A 19932-nucleotide genomic window follows, 5' to 3' on the forward strand; every position below is an offset into this window, starting at 1 on the left:
ACCTAAAAATACCTAACGGCTCGACAGCACATCCATGTGCCCAACGAGCCTTAACCATCATCCCTGATGGTTTCACGGGATTTTTAGGTGAATAAATCGGCAACTTCGAGGGTAATGGGTGCAACCTGTGAGAGTATTATTAGGCTTAACATAGGCATGGGACTAGATTTTAAGAGCTAAAAGATTGCACGAATGCTAAAAAGGTGAACCATGAGTGTTTGCGAGAAGACCGTCCATCCCATGGACGGGATGTTCGAGCCCTCATGGACGAGTTTACGGCGTGTCGACGAGTGAATACCATGGCAAGCCAGTATGCAGGAATGTCATCAACTGGCTTTTTGAGGCAAGTTCAGTCTAAATTTTCTAGCTCACTTCTGTCCAAAAGTCAGTTGCTATGATTCCAAGCAATAAAAAAGCCGCCAGCACGTTAGTGTTGGCGGCTTAAGTTGTAGCAAAAAAAGGGATTAGTTACGCACTAATTCAAGCTCTGCGATTAAGTTGTCGGCATTGTCCACTTCATCCATCATCCACAGAATGTAGCGAAAATCCACGTGAATGGCGCGGGTGATGGTGGGGTTGAAGAACCAATCTTTAGTGATGGCTTCATAGGTGGAATCAAAGTTTAGTCCTACTAAGTCACCCTTGGCATTAAATACCGGTGAACCTGAATTACCCCCAGTGGTGTCCACGCTAGACAAAAAGTTAACGGGTACTGAACCAAATTTACCGGCTTCGTCAAGGCATGAGAATAAACGGCAGATCCAAGTACCCAGCTCTGGGTATAGGTTTTCAACCTCATGGCTGCCATAGCGTTTGGCGTTAATGGCATCAACTAACTTGCTCGGCGCGTTAAATGGCTCAACACCGGTATGTTTAGCCACTATGCCTTCTAGGCGGGTGAAGGGCTGCTTGTATAACGCATCTTTAGATTGATAACCATCAACCATGCCGTAGGTGATCCTCAAGGTGCCGTTGGCATCGGGATACACGGGCCAGTTGTTAGCTTGGTTGTAGGCGATAACAGCTTTCATGTAGGCAGGGCGCGCGACTGATAACTCACCCTCTAAGCGTTTTTCGGCTTTTTCTTGAGCCATGTTGGCATCATATAGCGCTACAGCAAGGGCGATAAAAGGATCGCTACTGGCTTCAAAGGCTGCAGTGTCGGCATTCATCCATGCTAAACGCTTGGCTTGGTCGTTAAGCTCAGTTGCCTGATAGAAGCTGGCAAGTTTAGCGTCAAGCTGCGCTGGGGATGTGATCCCTAAGGCCTTATCAAGTGCAGCTTCTTTTAACGGTTGGGCTAAGTAAGCGTTTAAGTCTTGTTGCCATAACATCTGATCAACACTGGCTTCAAAGCTGCTGTCGATGCGCTCAAGCTTGGCGGTAAACATTTTCATATCACGCTCTTGGTAGCCTTGCTCGCGCTTGTCGTCACTCTTTTGCTTTTCTTTCGCTAAGCGATATAAGCTTTTTGCCGCATCTAATAAGGCGCTTGATTGGGCGTTGCTAAAATAATAGCTGCCTTGAAGCTGTTGATGCTGAGTGCTAAGTAGGCTTTGCAATTCAGTGACTAAGGCTTGGTTGGCGCCTTTATCTTGCTTTAACCAGGCAAGGAAATCATTTTCACGAGCCTGCTTAATTCCCACGATATCAGTGGCTTTAAAGCCATCTAATAGACCGTTAAGCTTTTTCATGCGGTTTTCCATGGATGCCATGGTACCGGCATATTTGATGGCGACATCTTTGTTGCCCGCACCCATGGCTTTGATCGTGTCTATCTGTAATTGATAGCGGCTAGCATAGGTGGGGTAGAGCCAATCGCTGGCAAACTTAAGTTCGCTGGTCATGCGGTAGCGGCTGGTTGAACCTGGGTAGCCCGCCACAAATACGCCGTCGCCTGCTTTAACGCCATCGGCATTCACTTTGACAAAGCTTTTAGGGGTAAAAGGCACATTGTCTTTTGAATAGGTGGCCGGCTTGCCGTCTTTGCCCACATAAGCGCGTAGGAAAGCGAAGTCGCCTGAGTGGCGTGGGTATTCATAGTTATCTATGTCGCCGCCGTAGCCGCCAACGCTTTCAGGTGGCGCATACACTAAGCGTACATCACGAATGATAAGCTGCTTGGTAAGGTAAAACTCTAAGCCATTATGGAAGCTATTGACTTCACAGCGATAATTATCATCGGCTTCACAGTCTTTAACTAAGGCTTTGCTGTTGGTTTGGATATCTTCATAGCGCGCTAATGGGTCGGCGCTTAAATTTGCCATCACTTGCTTGGTGACATCGGTCACGGCTTCTGTGATGTATAAACGCTCATTAGGGCCGGCCGAAGGCTCATCGGCTTTTGTTTTGGCTAGAAAGCCATTTTCTAGATAGTTGTGCTCTGATTTACTGTTATATTGTATCGCTCTGTAGGCGCAGTGATGATTTGTCACAACTAGGCCTTGGGGGGAAACAAAACTGGCAGTACAATAGCCGAGGCTGACGACAGCATTCATTGGGTATTGACTCAAGTCTGCCAATTGTTTCGCTGGAATTTTAATGCCGTGTTGTTCGAGTTTGTCAGCAATGGAAGGCATTTGATAGGGTTGCCACTGGCCTTCATCGCCATAGGCGAAACCAGAGGACAGCACTAGGGCTGCAACGAGTGCAATACGCATGTTTTTTCCTTATTGTTATTAGCTGTAGTCCGTAAAAACGGTTGGCGCTAGCCATTCGCTCAAATAGCATGAATAGCCATTGCCTAAAAAGGTAAGCTTGACCCGAGTGTTATACCATATTTTGTTATTAGTCGTTGTAAATTGGGAGTAGGAATGTCACAGCAAGGTGCTTTTAAGCCCAAAAAGAAGCCAAGAGATGCACAAATCGACGCGCTTAAACTGCCACCCCATTCCATAGAGGCTGAGCAATCAGTGCTCGGCGGTTTGATGTTAGATGCAGAGGCTTGGGATAGAGTGACCGAAGCCGTGGTGGCTGAAGATTTTTATTCTCGTTCGCATCGAATGATTTTTGCGGCCATGAACCGTTTAGTGGAAACTGGCCAACCGATAGATTTGATCACAGTTTCTGAACAACTTGAAATTGAAGATCAGCTGGAAGACGCTGGCGGCTTTGCCTACTTAGGTGAAATCGCTAAAAACACCCCCAGTGCCGGCAATATCGTGTCTTACGCCGAGATTGTGCGTGAGCGCGCCGTGGTACGTGAGATGATCCATGTGGCTCATGAAATCGCCGATGCGGGTTATCACCCAGAAGGTCGCGACTCTAGCGCGCTATTAGATTTGGCCGAAACCAAGGTCTTCAAAATCGCCGAGAAGCGCACCAATGCTAACGAAGGCCCCGAGGGCATCAAAAGCATTCTAGAAAAAACCGTCGACCGTATCGAAAAGCTCTATAACAACCCCCATAACGGTGTTACTGGGGTATCCAGTGGTTTTGGCGATTTAGATAAGATGACCGCAGGTTTCCAGGGCGGCGATTTGATTATTGTGGCGGCCCGTCCTTCTATGGGTAAAACCACCTTCGCGATGAACTTGTGTGAGCAAGCGGCGATGAATGAAGACAAGCCTGTGCTTATTTTCAGCCTCGAGATGCCTTCAGAACAGATCATGATGCGTATGTTGGCCTCACTGGGCCGAGTGGATCAAACCAAAATTCGTACCGGTCAGCTGGACGATGAAGATTGGGCGCGGGTATCATCGACCATGGGTATCATGCTTGAACAAGGCAAGATGTACATAGACGATGGCTCAGGCTTAACCCCAACAGATGTGCGCAGCCGTGCAAGGCGTATTGCCCGTGAGTATGGCGGTTTGTCTATGATCATGGTGGATTACTTGCAGTTGATGCAAGTGCCGTCGTTATCGGATAACCGTACCTTGGAAATCGCCGAGATTTCCCGCTCCCTTAAGGCATTGGCGAAAGAGTTAAATATTCCTGTTATTGCCCTGTCGCAGCTTAACCGCTCCTTGGAGCAAAGGGCCGATAAACGCCCGATTAACTCGGATTTGCGTGAATCGGGTTCTATTGAGCAGGATGCCGATTTGATTATGTTTATTTATCGTGATGAGGTCTATCATGATGATTCTGAAGACAAAGGCACGGCAGAAATTATTATTGGTAAGCAACGTAACGGCCCTATTGGTCGAGTGCGATTGACCTTCCAAGGCCATTATTCGCGCTTTGATAATTACGCTGGCCCTCAGTTCGAAGAAGACTAACTTACATTGCATTAATGGAACCACTGGCTGCCAATGTTATAGCAAGGCAGCCTAGTTGATATTTTTGCTCCTTAATAGAAGGCGTAGCGTTGAAACCTTTTCCCCGCGCAGAAATCAGCCGCAAGGCATTGCAAGCTAACTTGGCTCGCATTCGAGAATTAGCCCCGCAGAGTAAAATCATGGCTGTGGTGAAGGCGAATGGCTATGGCCATGGTTTATTGAATGTGGCTAACAGTGTGGCCACTTATGATCAAGGCGCCGATGGTTTCGGCTTGGCGCGATTGGAAGAAGCCTTAGAGCTTAGAAGTGGCGGCGTTAATGCAAGGCTATTGTTACTCGAAGGCTTTTTTAGGGTCACAGACTTACCCTTATTGGTGCAACATCATATCGATACTGTGGTGCACCACGAATCACAAGTGGAGATGTTAGAGCAGGCTGAACTCACTACGCCGGTTACCGTATGGATGAAAATCGATACTGGCATGCACAGGTTAGGCTTTAGTTTGGCTCAGTTTGACGCCATTTATCAGCGCTTGCTGGCATGTCACAACATCGCTAAGCCGATACACTTGATGACGCACTTTGCTTGTTCGGATGAGCCTGATAACAGTTTTACTCAAGCGCAAATCGATGCATTTGAAAGCGTGACAGCCTCCCTTGACGGGGACAGAAGTCTTGCCAACTCTGGAGGAATGCTTTTTTGGCCTCAGAGTCAACGAGACTGGATCCGTGCTGGTATCGCACTCTATGGGGTGTCGCCTATGGTGGGGGATAAAGGCGGTAATCATGGTTTAGTGCCAGCAATGGAGCTTAAGTCTCAGTTGATTTCGGTCAAAGATCATCAGGCGGGTGACAGTGTCGGTTATGGGGCTTTTTGGCGAGCCCGCAAAGATACCCGCATCGGCGTGGTCGCCATAGGTTATGGCGATGGCTACCCAAGACATGCCCCAGAGGGCACGCCTGTGTGGCTCAATGGCCGCAGGGTGCCTATCGTTGGCCGCGTGTCTATGGATATGTTAACCGTTGATTTAGGTTTAGATTCCCAAGATAAAGTGGGTGATGAAGTTCTACTCTGGGGTAGCGCACTGGCGGTGGAAGAAGTGGCAGACCATATTGGCACCATAGCCTATGAGTTAGTCACCAAGTTAACCCCTAGGGTTGCAGTAGCCTTACTGCCTTAGTATCGGGTGTTGTCTATTGACGCTCCCGCTTATGGAGCAGATAAATAATACTATGGGTATAAGTCTGTTTAAACTCTGGCTGGATGTTACTCTTCGTCGAAACAAATTTCGATATAGGCATTACCGGCGGCATGACTGAAAGGCATAAGGATTTTTTTGCCTTTGGCTTTATGTGAAATGCTGTGGTTTTTACCTACGACTACCGCTGGGGTCGCCATATCGAAATCATAGCCTTTATCGCTGAGTAAATTTTTAGCGCCACCTGTGACCATGTTGGTGATTTCGCCCACCAAATCACTGACATCCTCGTTCAAGAAGTCTGGTTTTTCACCTAGCATCTTGTCCATGATCTCTAAAATCAGCCCTTGCTCGAAGGTGATTGAAAGTGAGCCCTTGGTCTTAGGCCCCACCATGCCCATAAGCCCTGAAATATCACCCTTAGCTAAATTATGGGTCTTTACTTGGGGCTTTCCAGGGGTGAGTTGCATGCTGGCCATGGTCGAAATCACGTTCAACAAAGAGGCTAAAAAGGGATTAATAAATTCAACATTCATGCAAAAAAATATCCTTAAATTCAGAAATCCTGAGGAGTGGGTCTGCCTCAAAATATAATAATTCACTGGTGAGTATCACACTTATTCATCTTAGATGACGCAGAAATAATTGATAGTCATTTCCCGATAAATAAATCATATATTCTTGAGTATGGTTGTGATTACTTTTTTATTCAACATCTTAGTCATATGCTAGTTAATTATGCAGATTGCGCATATTGGCTCTCAGGTATGTTTAAACTGCGATAATATTTAACGATATGCTCATGCCTAGGTATAATGCCGCTCAGGATATTTATATACGGTGAGATGCCTCGCTGTAACATCAAAGGTAGCTTAGCTTGAGTCAGTCTTATAATGTCGAATTAACCCATATGCCTTCGCTATTCAGCTTGTATCGAAAGATATTTTTTGGCCGAAAGCCAGGCTGGGATAACAAGCCCTTGCCGAAAATTCACGTCAAGGTGGCCAACACTGCCCTGTCTGCGGACAAGTTGACTCAATACGCGAATGTCTGTGGTTTTAATTTTGATGGTGTATATCTGCCGCCAACTTACCTTTATGTGCAAGCGTTTCGCTTACATGCGGTGATTTTTACTCATAATGCCATGACCTTTCCTCTGCTGGGCATGATCCACTTAAAAAACAGCATTCAAGCCTTTAGAAGGGTAAAGATTACAGAAGCAGTCAGCCTAGAGTGTGAGCTAAGCAGCAGCGAGTTAAAAGAGGCTGGGCTTGAGTTTGAACTGGTTTCTAAGGCGTATGTGGGCACGGAATTAGTGTGGCAAGCACATTCGACTTACCTTTATCGTATCGAGTCAGCAGGGCGCAGAGCCCGCCCACCACGGGGCAGTGAAATGTCTTGGGACAGTGCAAAAAACTGGTCTTTATCTGAAGACTTAGGTCGACAATACGCTAAGGCGTCGGGGGATTATAACCTGATCCACTTGCACCCCTTGTTGTCTAAACGTTTTGGTTTTGAACGCGTGCTTGCCCATGGCATGTGGTCTAAGGCGCGCTGTTTGGCTGAAGTCATGCCTGTGATTGGTGAGCGCGGCTTCAGTGTGGATGTGGAGTTCAAGTTACCTGTATTTATGCCATCTGAGGTGAGCTTTGCCTTTGAGCAAAATGACACTGGCCTAGTGTTTGAATTAAGAGACAGCAAAGGCCGTCGCCCCCATATTCAGGGGCAAGTCAGTTATTTAGACTAATGCCGTTCAAATTTCCCCTGTTTAAATGAATGTTGTAATTTAAGGTTTTAGTATGTCGGTGAAATGCACGCATTGTTATCTGTCGATCAAAATGGATAATCAAGTTAACCACAGGGGAAAAGGGTTAGGGGTTGAGATCCAATGCCCTCATTGTCAAGCTTGGCTTGGACGTAGCCGGATCTTATCTGGGCTTAAGCTGGTAGGCTTTTATGGCGCGGTGAGCGCTGGACTAGTGGGCTATTTTCTAGAACTCGATACTCGGCTGGTGAGCCTTGGGATGATTTTATTCGCCATAGTGCTGGCGGTGAGTCATTTGATGGATCACTTGTTGGTAACCCAAGCACCAGAGATTAGTTCTGCCAGAGCATTGCGACAAGTTTCAGAGCGTAAGCGTCAAGCTCGAGATGCTGAACCTTAGGCTCATTAGTAATATAAACGGCTTTAATTGGGTAAATTTAAGCCCTAGACGTAAATTGTCACATTTAGTCGATTGAAAAAATGAGCGGCTGCAGTAGAATGCAAGCTCAGTATTTTTTATTCTTTTCCTTAAGGTTAGGTATCGTGAGAATTAAGCCGCATATTAGACAAATGATATCCATAGGGCTTTGTGCCTTATTGATGTTTTTGTCATTAGCGTCTTCTGCCCATGAATCCTTACACTATGATGATGGCGCCAGTACTCACTGTACTTTGTGCTTTCATCAGCATCAGCTTAACCACCTTTTAGAAAGTAAAACCGTCTTCTTGCCTGTTATCAAGCAAGGCGTGGTGCAACTTGAGTTCATACTCGAGTCTCGTATCACAGGTTTTACGGCTCATTATCTTGCTCGTGGCCCTCCTAGTGACTCCATTTCTTAACACAATTTTTAATTAATTTTTCACCCCAGCACTTGCTGAGGGTGAGGTGTATGATTTTTTGGAGTAACCAAAATGCAAATTTTAAGCAGATTCTCTCTGTTGGCGCTTGCCTGCGCCAGTGTTTCTAATGTTTCAATGGCCGCCGATGGTAGCTTAACTAATCCGAATATCAGTGGTGTGCTGAATGGCCATTATCAAAGTGGTGATCGCGCGCTTGGTGGGACTGAAGAAGGCTTTGGTCTTGGGGAGACTGAGCTTGCGCTGAGCGCCAATATCGACAATAACTTCTACGGCAAAATTACTGCGGTGTTAGAAACACATGATGGTGACACTGAAGTTAATTTAGAAGAAGCCTTTATTCAAACCTTGGCGCTACCAGGTGGCTTCTCTATTCGTGGTGGCCGTTTTCTGTCTGATATTGGTTACCTCAACAACCAGCATTCACATACCGATGCTTTTATTGATAGACCGGCGGTGTATCGCGCCTTTCTTGGAGGCCACTATTTTGATGATGGTGTGAGAGTCAGTTACGTGGCGCCAACCGATATTTATTGGACCTTAGGGACTGAAGCCTTTAAAGGCGAGAAAATGCGTGCTGCCGATGAGCATGGTGAGCGTAAATTTAGTGATGTAGGTGTCTATTCTGCGTTTAGTAAATGGGGCGGTGATTTGAGCCTATCAAGCTCTTGGCAGCTAGGGGTTAATTATCTTCGCAATGAAAATGGTCAAGCCTACCTAGAACATCATGAAGCGCATGATGAACACGCAGATAGCCATGATGATCACAGCGGCCATAGTCACAGTGCAGCTTATACAGGTGAAAACACTTATGTTGCTGATTTTGTGTATAAATGGGCGCCGGATGGTAACTATAAATACCAACATTTGAGCGTGAGTGGCGAGTTTTTCAGGGTTGATAATATTGCAGCCTTAGCTGAAGAAGCTCACGAGGAGCAGGAACACCATGAGGATGATCATGGTGAGGATCATGACGAAGGCCACGCTGAGGGAAAAAGTAAGGATTATCATCAAGGTTGGTACTTGAGTAGTGTGTATCAGTTCTCCCCAAGTTGGTCCGCCGGCGCACGTTACGGTGAAGTGGATACCCAAACTATTCATGGGGATCATTTGCACGGACAAGAGTTGAAAGAAACCGAGTTTAGTCTGGCTTGGCACAGCAGTCATTTCTCTAGTGTGCGCTTACAGTATACCCATCAAGATGGCACCAATTTTGATGGTTTCACTGATGATAGTATCTTCAGTTTACAGTACGTTATGACGTTAGGAGCTCACAGTGCGCATCAATTTTAAGCAAAAATTATACTTGGGCTTAATCGCATTTGCATCGTTAAGCTCATTTTACAGTGTCTCAGCTAGGGCCGAGTTAAATGTATTCGCCTGTGAACCTGAGTATGCCGCGTTAGTGCAAACCTTGGCGCCCAATGCCAAGGTTTATAGTGCGACTACGGCCATGCAAGACCCACATCAAGTGCAAGCTAGGCCGAGTCTTATTGCTAAGCTGAGGCAGGCTGATCTACTGGTATGCGCCGGAGGCGATCTTGAAATCGGCTGGCTGCCTATGTTGCAAATGAAGGCATCTAACTCCCAGGTCTTAAGCACAGATAAAGGTTTGTTCTTTGCCACTGAACAAGTGCAAACCTTAGATAAGCTGACTCAAGTGGACAGAAGCATGGGGGATGTGCATGAAAAAGGTAATCCTCATGTGCATTTTGATCCTGAGCGCATGTTGCAAATTGCCGAGGCGTTGACGCAAAAGCTCATTAGTCTCGATATTGAGCACCAAGCTGAGTACCAACAGAACTTACAGGGTTTTAGCTCAGATTGGCAGGTGGCGATGCAGCGCTGGCAGCAGCAGGCTAAGCCATTGCAAGGGCGCAAGGTTATCGCTTATCACTCAAGCTTTAGGTACTTGTTTGCCTGGCTTGGCATGGAGCAGGTGGCAGATCTTGAACCTAAGCCTGGTTTGGCGCCGACCACCAGTCATTTAGTCAGCTTGCTCGAGCGGACAAAAATGGGTGATGTGATGGCTGTGGTGGTGGCGTCTTATCAAGATGAGCGCGGCGGAGTTTGGCTGGCAGACAGGGCTAAGTTACCTTTGCTGGTGCTGCCCATGTCTGTGGGGGGCAATGATGACAGCACTGATTTAATCAGCTTGTATGACAGCGTGCTGACCATTCTCACCAATGCAGCAGAAACCACTGCGGCTACATCAGGAGAGTGAGTCCCATGATAGATCTTGAGCTCGCTTCAATCTTATTACCCGCATTTGCAGCCGGTATTTTAGTGTTATCAACCCATGTGCTGCTGGGCAGACAAGTCTTGGCCAGAGGGATCATTTTTATCGATTTGGCCATAGCCCAAGTGGCGGCACTTGGGGCCATCGTCTCTCACATAGATCACAGGATTGAGAGTTTGGCTTATGCCCATGTGTGGATGCCTGCATTATTTGCTCTCGGCGGTGCGGGGATTATCGCTTGGCTAGCTAAGCATTTTGAAACCGAGCTCGAGGCCTTTATTGGTTGCTTCTATGTGCTTAGCGCTGTGGCGGCTATGCTATTGTTGGCAAATGACCCCCACGGCGGCGAGCTATTAAAGCAATTAATGTCGGGGCAAATTCTCTGGGTCAGTTGGGATGATTTACTCTTGCCCATGCTAGTGTCTATGCTCGTGCTGGTCTTGATAGCCCTGAGGCCATCCTTGTTAGCTGGCAATAGTTTTTACTTTCTATTTGCCATTGTCATCACGCTTTCTGTGGAGCTAGTTGGGGTGTACTTAGTATTTAGCAGTCTGATTTTACCTGCATTAGCCGTGAATCGACTCAAGACGAATAACAGGCTTTGGTATGCCTATGCCGTAGGCATGTTGGGCTTTTTTATCGGTTTAATGCTCTCGGCTAGCTACGACTTACCCAGTGGCGCTGCGATAGTGGCAACACTGGCGCTCTGCTGTTTAGTCTTTAGATTATTGGCTCATGTTGTTGGCTTGCTCCAGAGCCATAGGGGTAAGGCACAAGCTTAGCAGTCAAATTCAGCGTACATATGTAAACAATTGATTGAGTCCCTGGCGCCAGCTGGCTATACTGGCGCCACTTTATTTGCAGGAGTCAGTAGTGCTGCTTATTGCCCGTTCAATCATCCTTTTTGTGTTGCTTTCTTTAGCATTTGTTTTTGCTATTGTTTATTGTTTATTACGTCCTCGTCATCGTGATAATGTCCATGTATTTGCCCATATTTTTGGTGCGGTAGCCCCAGTGCTTGGCATTAAGGTGATCAATCGATGCGTCGATCCTAACGTGGTTAAATCCCCATGCATTTATTTATCGAATCATCAAAATAATTTCGATTTATTTACCCATACTTCAGCCGTGCCTAAGGGAACGGTGAGCTTAGGTAAGAAGAGCTTGGCTTGGATGCCGCTTTTCGGTCAGATTTATTGGCTATCGGGCAATATTTTAATTGATCGTAATAATCGCAATAGCGCCTTCGATACTATGACGAAAACCATAGAGAAAATGAAAAAAGATCTCTTGTCTGTGTGGATTTTTCCCGAAGGCACGCGTTCCCGTGGCCGTGGTTTGTTGCCGTTTAAAGTCGGTGCTTTTCATACCGCCATCGCAGCTCAAGTACCTGTAGTGCCTGTATTAGCTTCTTGTCAGAACCACATTAAACTAAATCGTTGGAACAATGGCGTGGTGATCGTTGAAATGATGGCGCCTATTTCTACTCAAGGGTTAGGTAAAACTGAGGCGAAAAGCTTCTGCGCTGAGGTGCATGCCAAGATGTCGACGCGACTTGAGCAATTGAATCAAGAAGCCAAGTTATTAATGGCTGATCCACAGGGCAAAGATAGCGTATAATCTGCCGCAGTTATTGTTAATATTGTGTACGGAGAAAATCCATGTCTATGGAACGTCAGTTAAAAGAGCAGTTTGCCGAGAACCGAGAAATTGTTGAAGCACTGTTGGGTGACGGCTCAGACGCCGATTCAGAGTATGTCATTGAGCATCATTTCTCTTCGACCAATTTTGATAAGCTTGAAAAAGCCGCTGTCGATGCGTTCAAACTCGGTTTTGAAGTGAATGATGCCGAAGAGATGGAGCTTGAAGATGGCTCTGAAATCTTTTGCTTCGACGCCATCGCTAACCACAAGTTAGATGTTGCTTTACTGGATAAAGCCTGCGAGCAGTTAATGCAAGTGGCCCATAAACAGAAAGTGGATTATGACGGTTGGGGCACTTATTTTATCGGTGATGAAATCGAAGAAGATGACGAAGAAGAGCAAGCGTGATCTTGTTATTTCAATGTCAGCAATAAAAAAGCCCATGAAAAATGGGCTTTTTTATTATCTGGGTTTAAATGAATAGGCTATTCTTGCTCATCGGTATAAATAACACTCTTGTTTCGGCCCATTTGTTTCGCTTGGTAGAGGGCCTTATCGGCGCCTGATAGCCAGCTTGAGCTACTGCCCATTCCTGAATGCAAGGCATTAATCCCAAGGCTTACCGTGACCTTAATTTTTTGATCTTTATAACTCACTTCAGATGCTTCAATTTGTGTGCGCAGTCGCTCGGTAAATTGCAGCGCATCGGTGGCATTGGTTTTAGCAAGCACTGCAGAAAATTCTTCACCGCCGTAGCGTCCAGCGCAGTCAGTTTCCCTTAGGGCATTCTTCAGTAAATGCGCTATGTGCTGGATGACTTTATCCCCAGCGGGATGACCATATTTATCGTTAATTTGTTTGAAATTATCAATATCTATCATCACTAAGCTTGCGATATCGGCATAGCGGTTGAAGCGCTCAAACTCATGCTCCATACACTCTTGCCAATGACGGCGGTTGTGCAATTGAGTTAAACCGTCAGTCTGGCTTAATAACTCAAGCTGTTCATTGGCGCCTTTTAATTGCAATTTATTAACCGCAATATCGGTCACATCGTACACTATGATACAAATATGATGTATACCCGTTAGGGATGCTAGAGGTAGTAAGGTTATGTTTTGATACATAAAATCTGCGCGCCCGGTAATAGGGCGGTAATTTTTAAATTCAAAGACATAAGGCCTTTGTTCCCAGCTGATAAAGGTGCGGTTTTTCAGCAAGTACACAGATTGCATCTTCTGTTTTAGCCAGTCGGCGGGCAACTTTGGGAAGGTTTCAAATAGGTTTTTACCCTTAATGGAATTGGGTGAAACCCCGCTGTGGTTCTCCATAAAACCATTCCATAGCTGGATGTCATTATTTCGATCTAACACTACTAAGCCAACATCTATGGTTTGCACCATATCGATTAGCCAGTGTAGTTCATTCATTGCGCTTTGATCATTCTCCATAGGGTCGCATCCAGCCTTTATTAATCTAGTAAGTAGCCAAGCTTAAAATTCAATGTCGGTAAAGAGTCTTCAGTAAATAACAGCAAGAGATCGCACTGAATATTATAGTCTTCAATACGATAATTAATTTCCATGGCTAAGGTACGTTGCCATTTTTCAGAATTATCGTTGATCAAATCGTTCACTGTGCAATGCCTACCAAGTACAACCGGGTGAGATTGGCTGAAAGACATATCCAGTTGTTCAGATATCCCGTTTAGGAAAGCCCCTATCAAGACATTACCTGTATCCATCATGACTTCTACTTGAGTACTGGTATCCTTGGCAGTATCGAGTTTCATCAGTTTCGCCATGTCTTCGAAACTGGAGTCATGGAATAGCAAGAGTGCCTCACCTGCGATCCCGGCACCGATAAATCCTTGGCATAACGCCGATACCTGAGAACTTTCTGTGGTCGCCTTCAATGCCATGGTTAACTCACTCACCTCGAGCACGTTAACATTGGGAATAGGTAGCAAAACAAACACGTCTAATAATTTAGCCAACAAGTCGGCGGCTTGGCCCATGGCTATGTTGGCGATCTCTTGACAGGCGTCACGCAAGTCAACCTTGATCATAGGTGTGTCTTCAATCTCCTTGCCCTGGGTCAAGGTTAGAATGCCATACTCTTGAAGAATATTACTAATAGAATCAGCGCTCACGGGCTTTTGAATAAAATCCAAAGCTCCAAGGGCTTTCACTCTTTCATGCGCTTTAATCTGTATATCACCGGACACCACTATGATGAGCGCTGGTAAGTCTTGTTGTTGAACTATTTGTAACACTTCGTAGCCATCCATGACTGGCATGTTTAAGTCTAGAAATACCACTTCGCCTTTGCCAGCACGAATGGCTTCTATGCCTTCTGCACCATTAGTCGCATAACTGATCTCCACGTCCCAGTCTTTCGGCAGGGTACGGGCCATCTGTTTTCTTGCTAAGGCAGAGTCATCACATATCAATATCGGAATTGTCATTGTGGCTGTTGATCCTTTGTTCACCTTATATTGAAGATAACACCTAAATTTCGATCCGGCTGATTATCTCAATCAGAATAGCGAAAATTGTCATCATGCTCGTCACTAAAAGATAGGCTAATTTCTGCATGAAAATTCATGAATATTAAAGAACAAGTGAAAAAAGTGTAGCAACGCCTTAATGCTTTCACGCTGGCTTGCAGTTCAGCTTTACACTCAAGACACATTTTTGACTAGGGTCAATATTCTGCCATGTTATAACTATTCGACAGTTACGCCAAATGTGTTAACCTAAAAACTGGACTGACCAGTAAGGAAATGTTTCATGGAAGGTGGTTTAGTTAGGTTAGAAAAACATCAGGGGATAGCCTATGTCACCCTGTCACGGCCAGATAAATATAACGCATTGAATTTTGATATGTTTAAGGCGATTGATAAGGCCATTAAGCAACTGCAGCAAGATAAACAGCTTAGACTGGTGATATTGACTGGGGCGGGTGGTAATTTCAGCTCTGGGCTGGATGTGAAAAGCCTAAGTAAAGACCCAGGTAAGGCGCTGAATTTGTTGTTTAAGTGGCTTCCCGGTAATGCCAACTTGGCTCAACGAGTGTCCCTAGGTTGGCAGAGGCTGCCTGTGCCTGTGATAGCGGTTATCGAAGGGGTTTGCTATGGCGGCGGTATGCAAATTGTGTTGGGCGCAGATATACGCATAGCAGCGGATACTGCCAAACTATCCATAATGGAAGCTAAGTGGGGCTTAGTCCCCGATATGGCAGGCCTTGCCGGATTAAGGCAGCTTGTTAGTAAAGATCAGGCGCTGAAACTCACCTATACCGCTGAAGTTTTAAACGCCGATGAAGCCTTAAGTTTAGGGTTAGTCACTGAGGTCGCGGCTGAACCTATGGCACGAGCTAAAGCCTTAGCTGAGCAGATAATGCAGACCTCACCCGATGCATGCGCCGCAATAAAACTGAGCATCAATCGCAGCTGGACCGCGTCTTTGCGCAGTTTATTAAGCCGAGAATCATTGAGCCAAGTACGCCTATTACTGGGCAGAAATCGCCTGATCGCCGCATTAAGGCAGACTAAAGATCCGCAAAAACCTTATAGAAATCGCCAGCCTTGGTGGTAGATGAGCGAGGTTATACTCCAAAGTCCTAGTCGCTCAGCTTAATGGCTGGGCGTTTTTTGCCTCTCTGTTCAGCCTAGCAATAGCAGGTTAATTGCCTGTGGCAATACGTGCGAAGCCTTCGATGTAGTTCTGAGCTTCTTCCCAGCCACTGGGGTTATCTAAGCGTAAATTGAGCCTGTATTGCCGGTAAAGGCGAGGTGATTTCAACTGGTTCACGGCTTGCCTTTGGTGTGCATTGGCTAAGGACACTGGGTGGCCATTGGGGGACTGCAGATCCAGCACAGGAAAAGTCTGCATGAGTAACTGCTGGGCTATGCTTTTACGTCGGCTGGGTTCATCGATAAGCTCTTCATGTTCGCGGTAAGGGTTGATGAGCACGAGTACATCGGGTGCTGGAATTTTCTTATCAAACAATAAGCTGACCAGAATACCTGCGCTGTCGTCAGACACTAAATACATTTTAAGGCCAGTATAGGAATCGCTGAGGGCTTCCAGTGGGGTAAAGCTCTTGGTCAGTGCTTCTTGTTGGAAGTTTCTAAGCTCTAGCAACTGCGCCGAGTTATACAAGGGGGTAGGCTGGTAACCGCTGACACTAAGCTGCTCGCTGCCCGCTTTAGCTATTTCTTCAGCCCCAGTGGCAAAACTTGGACGATAAAGGCCTTTTGGCGGCGTGAGGCTGATGCTAGCCCAACCTTCTGGGTTGAGGGATTTGCGCAGATGACTGATAAAGCCTGCCGCATCGGCATTACTGTCCGAGGGGCCTATGATAATCACGCTGCCAAGGCGCAATTTACCTTCCCAAGGGCGCACTAACACTGGCAGAGGTTGACCTTCGACCTCTATGCTGGTGACTTCATCTTGTGGCAAATAATCGTAGTCAGTTTTGCCATAAACACTTGGGCTGTGCAGTAAGTTAATAGCGGCACTGAACAAGATAACTAAGATTAAATCGCGACGAGTCAGCATCCAAGTAAAGCCCTATAAAATAAAGTGTTAAGCATAGCCAATTCCATGACTAATAAAAAGCCCTGCATTAAGCAGGGCTTTTTATTTTCCTTTCCTTTCCTTTCCTTTCCTTTCCTTTGTTAAGGACTAAGGACTAAGGGTTAAAGACTTTGATTTTACTTGTTCAGCACTTGGGCGGCTAGACGTGGCTCACAAGCACCATTCGAATAGCATCCAGTTGTAACTGACTGGCATCCAAATAGCCGTTCAGCTCAGCCATCTGGTTACGCACATATTCAAGCTCTTCTTCACGTATGTTGGGGTTAACCGCTTTCAGTGCTTCTAAGCGTTCAAGTTCAGCGGTGAGCTGGCTTGTCATCGATGCTCTGGCATCCACTAATAGCGCATCTAATCCCTGCTGGGCTTGCTCTTGTCCTTTTGCTAGCAAGGGGTGCAGTAGTGGCTGTGACGCATTGACTAGCTTACTGGCAATGTGGCGGTTTACCGCGCTGAGCTGTTTTTCGAAGTTGTTATAGTCCACTTTGGTGGCCAAGTTATTGCCGTTTTTATCAAGCAATACCCTGATTGGTGTCGGTGGTAGATAACGATATAACTGGCTCGATTTCGGCGCAGAAGCATCGGCCATGTAGATAAGCTCAAGGAACAAGGTGCCCGCGGGCAATGCTTTATTCTTGAGTACGGCGACGCTAGTAGTGCCAGTTTCAGAGCCAGTGATGAGATCTAAGCCTGTCTGTACCAGCGGGTGCTCTTCTGAGATAAAGGCAATATCATCTCGAGATAGCGCCGTTTCTCTATCGAAGGTGACTGTGACGCCATCTTCGGGAAGGCCCGGGTAAGTTGGGAATAGCATGTGCTCACTGGGGCGTAAGACTATGGTGTTTTCACCGTTATCTTCTTGATCGACACCGATAATGTCCCACAGTCTAATGACTGAACCCACAAGATGAGTGTCATTGTCTTTTTGGGCTAAACGTTCAATTAATGCCGCAGCGCGGGCACCACCGTGGGAGTTAATTTCCAGCAGCTTATCGCGGCCTCTCTCCATGGCTTGCTTTAGTTCTTTGTATTTATGCTGAGTGTGATTCAGTAGCTGAGTCATAGCGTCAGCGTCGTCTTCACACAGAACTTGCGTCAACTCTTCGGCAAATTCGTTAAACAGCACATGGCCGCTAGGGCAGGTGAGCTCGAAGGCATTGAGGCCATGGTGATACCACTGCATTAATCTTTCTTGGGCAGTGCCTTCAAGGTAAGGAAGATGAATTTGAATATCATTTTTCTGACCGATACGGTCAAGGCGACCGATGCGCTGCTCTAATAAATCTGGATTTAATGGCAAGTCGAACAAGACTAAATGGCTGGCAAACTGGAAGTTACGTCCTTCAGAGCCAATTTCCGAACAAATTAGGGCTTGAGCGCCAGCGTCTTCCTGAGCGAAATAGGCACCGGCCTTGTCACGCTCTATGATGGACATGCCTTCATGGAATACGGTTGCCAAAATACCTTCGCGGGTGCGCAGCGCTTCTTCAAGGCTAAGTGCGGTTTCCGCTTGGCTGGCGATAATAAGCACTTTCTTGCTGCGATGGGATTTTAAAAATGCAATCAACCAGTCGACACGGGTATCAAACTTCCACCAGCTAGCGCTGTCACTTTCAAAGGCTTGATAGAGTTTCTCAGGGCTTAAAGCTTCTAATGCTTTGGCTTGCGGCGTCTTTTTACCACTCATCATGGCATTAACGCGCTCTGCGGTCACATATTGTTCCGGCATGGCCTGCGGATGCGGATTGAAAATACGCTTAGGGAACCCCTTCACTGAGGCGCGGCTGTTGCGATATAAGACTCTGCCCGTGCCATGACGGTCCAGTAGCTCTTGCAATAAGCCATCACGAGCCGCCTGTTGTTGCTCAGGGTCGACCTCGTTTGCTTGAATTAAGCGTATGCTAGGTGCGATGTCTTTTTCAGACAACAACTCAGTTAAGCTGTTGATCGCGCTATCATTGAGCTTCTTCTCGCCACTTAAAGCCTCTGCGGCTTCAGCAACGGCTTGATAGCCTTGCTCTTCAGTTAGGAAGGCGTCGTAGTCGTAGAATCTGTCGGGGTCCAGTAAGCGCAGCCGAGCAAAGTGACTCTGGTGGCCTAATTGATCTGGTGTTGCCGTGAGCAATAATACTCCAGGCACTACTTCACTTAAGGCTTCAACCACTTGATAAGCACGGCTCGGGGCATCTTCGCTCCACTCTAAATGATGGGCTTCATCCACCACCAGTAAGTCCCAGTCGGCATCGAGGGCTTGATCTAAGCGCTTTTTCTTACGCAGTAGTTCCAGTGAACAAATGACTAACTGCTCTGTGTAGAAAGGGTTGTCGTTATCGGCATAAGCCTCGACACACCTGTCTTCATCAAACACAGAGAAACGTAAATTAAACCGGCGCAGCATCTCTACTAACCACTGATGGCGTAGGGTATCTGGCACTATGACTAAAATGCGCTCGGCGCGGCCAGTCAGCAGCTGCTGATGCATAATAAGGCCGGCTTCTATGGTCTTACCTAGGCCGACTTCATCGGCGAGTAACACTCTAGGCGCATAGCGACGACCCACTTCATGGGCTATCCACTGCTGGTGGGCGATAAGCCCCACTCTTGGGCCTTGTAATCCCAATAAATCTGAGCTGGCTAATTTATGGCGCAGTAACTGGCATTGGTAGCGGATCCCAAATCTGTCTAAGCGATCAATTTGTCCGGCAAATAACCTGTCTTGGGGCTTATTAAAGCGGATATTGTGGCTGATTAGTGTTTCCCGTAGGCTAACGGTTTCTCCCGTTTCACTGTGGGTGCCGTGGTAGACCACTAGCTGGTCTTTCTCTACCACTTCAGTGACAGTAATACTCCAGCCTTCATGGCTTTCAACGGTATCATTAGGATTGAAAATAACACGTGTCAATGGCGCTTCAGCGCGGGAGAACATACGGTTCTCACCGGTGGCGGGGAAGAGTAGCGTGACCATACGGCCTTCTACTTGTACAACAGTGCCTAATCCAAGCTCTGACTCGGTATCACTTATCCAACGTTGACCTAAAGCGAACGGCATTTTTAAACTCTCATGTTCAGACGGATTCAATTCGAGGGCGCGTATCTTATACCAAACCCAGTGAGATTTGAATTCTAGCAGTGATTTAACTGACTGTGAGGCGCAAGCTATCGTAATAATGTCATCTTTTTGTCATGTATTAGGGGTTACATTCGCCTAAGACACTGATTTAGAAACTGAGTGACAGTTGAGATTTTGTCACTTAACTGCCATAGTCAAATTGAGCGAATGCTGATTTAGCACCATGCATAAGTTCAAGGTGTAGTATTTGAAATCAGCTATTCAATGCTATTTAGTTGTTTGTTGTTGATAGCATATAAGGACGTTAACGGGTTTGCCCGCGCAGCGACAGCCTGAC

17 protein-coding genes are annotated in these 19932 nt (G+C 46.5%); 11 read left to right on the forward strand and 6 right to left on the reverse strand.

Annotated features, from left to right (window positions below; translation table 11 throughout):
• Positions 1–464: 464 nt before the first annotated feature.
• Positions 465–2660 (reverse strand): S46 family peptidase, encoded by a 2196-nt coding sequence (locus SDEN_RS02730; RefSeq protein WP_011494978.1) that lies wholly within the window; start codon positions 2658–2660, stop codon positions 465–467.
• A 153-nt stretch (positions 2661–2813) separates the two neighbouring features.
• On the opposite strand from SDEN_RS02730, the gene dnaB reads away from it, so the two are divergent.
• Complete coding sequence (dnaB, locus tag SDEN_RS02735; protein WP_011494979.1) at positions 2814–4220, forward strand: replicative DNA helicase; 1407 nt, start codon at positions 2814–2816, stop codon at positions 4218–4220.
• An 89-nt stretch (positions 4221–4309) separates the two neighbouring features.
• On the forward strand, positions 4310–5401 hold the full coding sequence (gene alr / locus SDEN_RS02740; RefSeq protein WP_011494980.1) for an alanine racemase: 1092 nt from the start codon (positions 4310–4312) through the stop codon (positions 5399–5401).
• Between the two features lie 86 nt (positions 5402–5487).
• Here alr and SDEN_RS02745 read toward each other — a convergent pair whose 3' ends face one another.
• Positions 5488–5955: a chemotaxis protein CheX gene (locus SDEN_RS02745; RefSeq protein WP_011494981.1), complete on the reverse strand. Its 468-nt coding sequence runs from the start codon at positions 5953–5955 to the stop codon at positions 5488–5490.
• A gap of 341 nt (positions 5956–6296) precedes the next feature.
• Between SDEN_RS02745 and SDEN_RS02750 the strand changes: the two genes are divergently transcribed.
• The 8 genes from SDEN_RS02750 (at position 6297) to rraB (ending at position 12332) form a co-directional block, all read left to right on the forward strand.
• Positions 6297–7166, forward strand: a complete 870-nt coding sequence (locus SDEN_RS02750; protein WP_011494982.1) for a MaoC family dehydratase — start codon at positions 6297–6299, stop codon at positions 7164–7166.
• A gap of 91 nt (positions 7167–7257) precedes the next feature.
• Entirely contained in the window at positions 7258–7584 is a 327-nt protein-coding gene (locus tag SDEN_RS02755) for a hypothetical protein (RefSeq protein WP_198134625.1), read from the forward strand.
• Between the two features lie 143 nt (positions 7585–7727).
• Entirely contained in the window at positions 7728–8024 is a 297-nt protein-coding gene (locus tag SDEN_RS02760) for a DUF2607 family protein (protein ID WP_041405986.1), read from the forward strand.
• A 72-nt stretch (positions 8025–8096) separates the two neighbouring features.
• Positions 8097–9335 carry a hypothetical protein gene (locus SDEN_RS02765; RefSeq protein WP_011494985.1) on the forward strand — a complete coding sequence of 413 codons (1239 nt, stop codon included), beginning with the start codon at positions 8097–8099 and terminating at the stop codon, positions 9333–9335.
• Positions 9319–10266 carry a metal ABC transporter solute-binding protein, Zn/Mn family gene (locus tag SDEN_RS02770; RefSeq protein WP_011494986.1) on the forward strand — a complete coding sequence of 316 codons (948 nt, stop codon included), beginning with the start codon at positions 9319–9321 and terminating at the stop codon, positions 10264–10266. The genes SDEN_RS02765 and SDEN_RS02770 overlap by 17 nt, the downstream gene beginning before the upstream one ends.
• A gap of 5 nt (positions 10267–10271) precedes the next feature.
• Positions 10272–11063 carry a metal ABC transporter permease gene (locus SDEN_RS02775; protein WP_011494987.1) on the forward strand — a complete coding sequence of 264 codons (792 nt, stop codon included), beginning with the start codon at positions 10272–10274 and terminating at the stop codon, positions 11061–11063.
• Between the two features lie 91 nt (positions 11064–11154).
• On the forward strand, positions 11155–11901 hold the full coding sequence (locus SDEN_RS02780) for a 1-acylglycerol-3-phosphate O-acyltransferase (RefSeq protein ID WP_011494988.1): 747 nt from the start codon (positions 11155–11157) through the stop codon (positions 11899–11901).
• Between the two features lie 41 nt (positions 11902–11942).
• Positions 11943–12332 carry a ribonuclease E inhibitor RraB gene (gene rraB, locus SDEN_RS02785; protein WP_011494989.1) on the forward strand — a complete coding sequence of 130 codons (390 nt, stop codon included), beginning with the start codon at positions 11943–11945 and terminating at the stop codon, positions 12330–12332.
• 77 nt (positions 12333–12409) lie between these two features.
• On the opposite strand, the gene SDEN_RS02790 is transcribed toward rraB, so the two are convergent.
• Complete coding sequence (locus SDEN_RS02790) at positions 12410–13375, reverse strand: GGDEF domain-containing protein (RefSeq protein ID WP_011494990.1); 966 nt, start codon at positions 13373–13375, stop codon at positions 12410–12412.
• A 20-nt stretch (positions 13376–13395) separates the two neighbouring features.
• Entirely contained in the window at positions 13396–14391 is a 996-nt protein-coding gene (locus SDEN_RS02795) for a response regulator (protein ID WP_011494991.1), read from the reverse strand.
• Positions 14392–14716: 325 nt separating this feature from the next.
• On the opposite strand from SDEN_RS02795, the gene SDEN_RS02800 reads away from it, so the two are divergent.
• Positions 14717–15523, forward strand: a complete 807-nt coding sequence (locus SDEN_RS02800) for a crotonase/enoyl-CoA hydratase family protein (RefSeq protein WP_011494992.1) — start codon at positions 14717–14719, stop codon at positions 15521–15523.
• An 87-nt stretch (positions 15524–15610) separates the two neighbouring features.
• Here the strand turns inward: SDEN_RS02800 and SDEN_RS02805 are convergent, their stop codons facing one another.
• Both SDEN_RS02805 and rapA read right to left on the reverse strand, forming a co-directional pair.
• On the reverse strand, positions 15611–16489 hold the full coding sequence (locus SDEN_RS02805) for a DUF3530 family protein (protein ID WP_011494993.1): 879 nt from the start codon (positions 16487–16489) through the stop codon (positions 15611–15613).
• A 178-nt stretch (positions 16490–16667) separates the two neighbouring features.
• Positions 16668–19574, reverse strand: coding sequence for an RNA polymerase-associated protein RapA (gene rapA / locus SDEN_RS02810; protein WP_011494994.1), 2907 nt, complete (start codon positions 19572–19574; stop codon positions 16668–16670).
• Between the last annotated feature and the right edge of the window lie 358 nt (positions 19575–19932).

The organism is Shewanella denitrificans OS217 (genome assembly GCF_000013765.1).
GTDB lineage: Bacteria > Pseudomonadota > Gammaproteobacteria > Enterobacterales > Shewanellaceae > Shewanella > Shewanella denitrificans.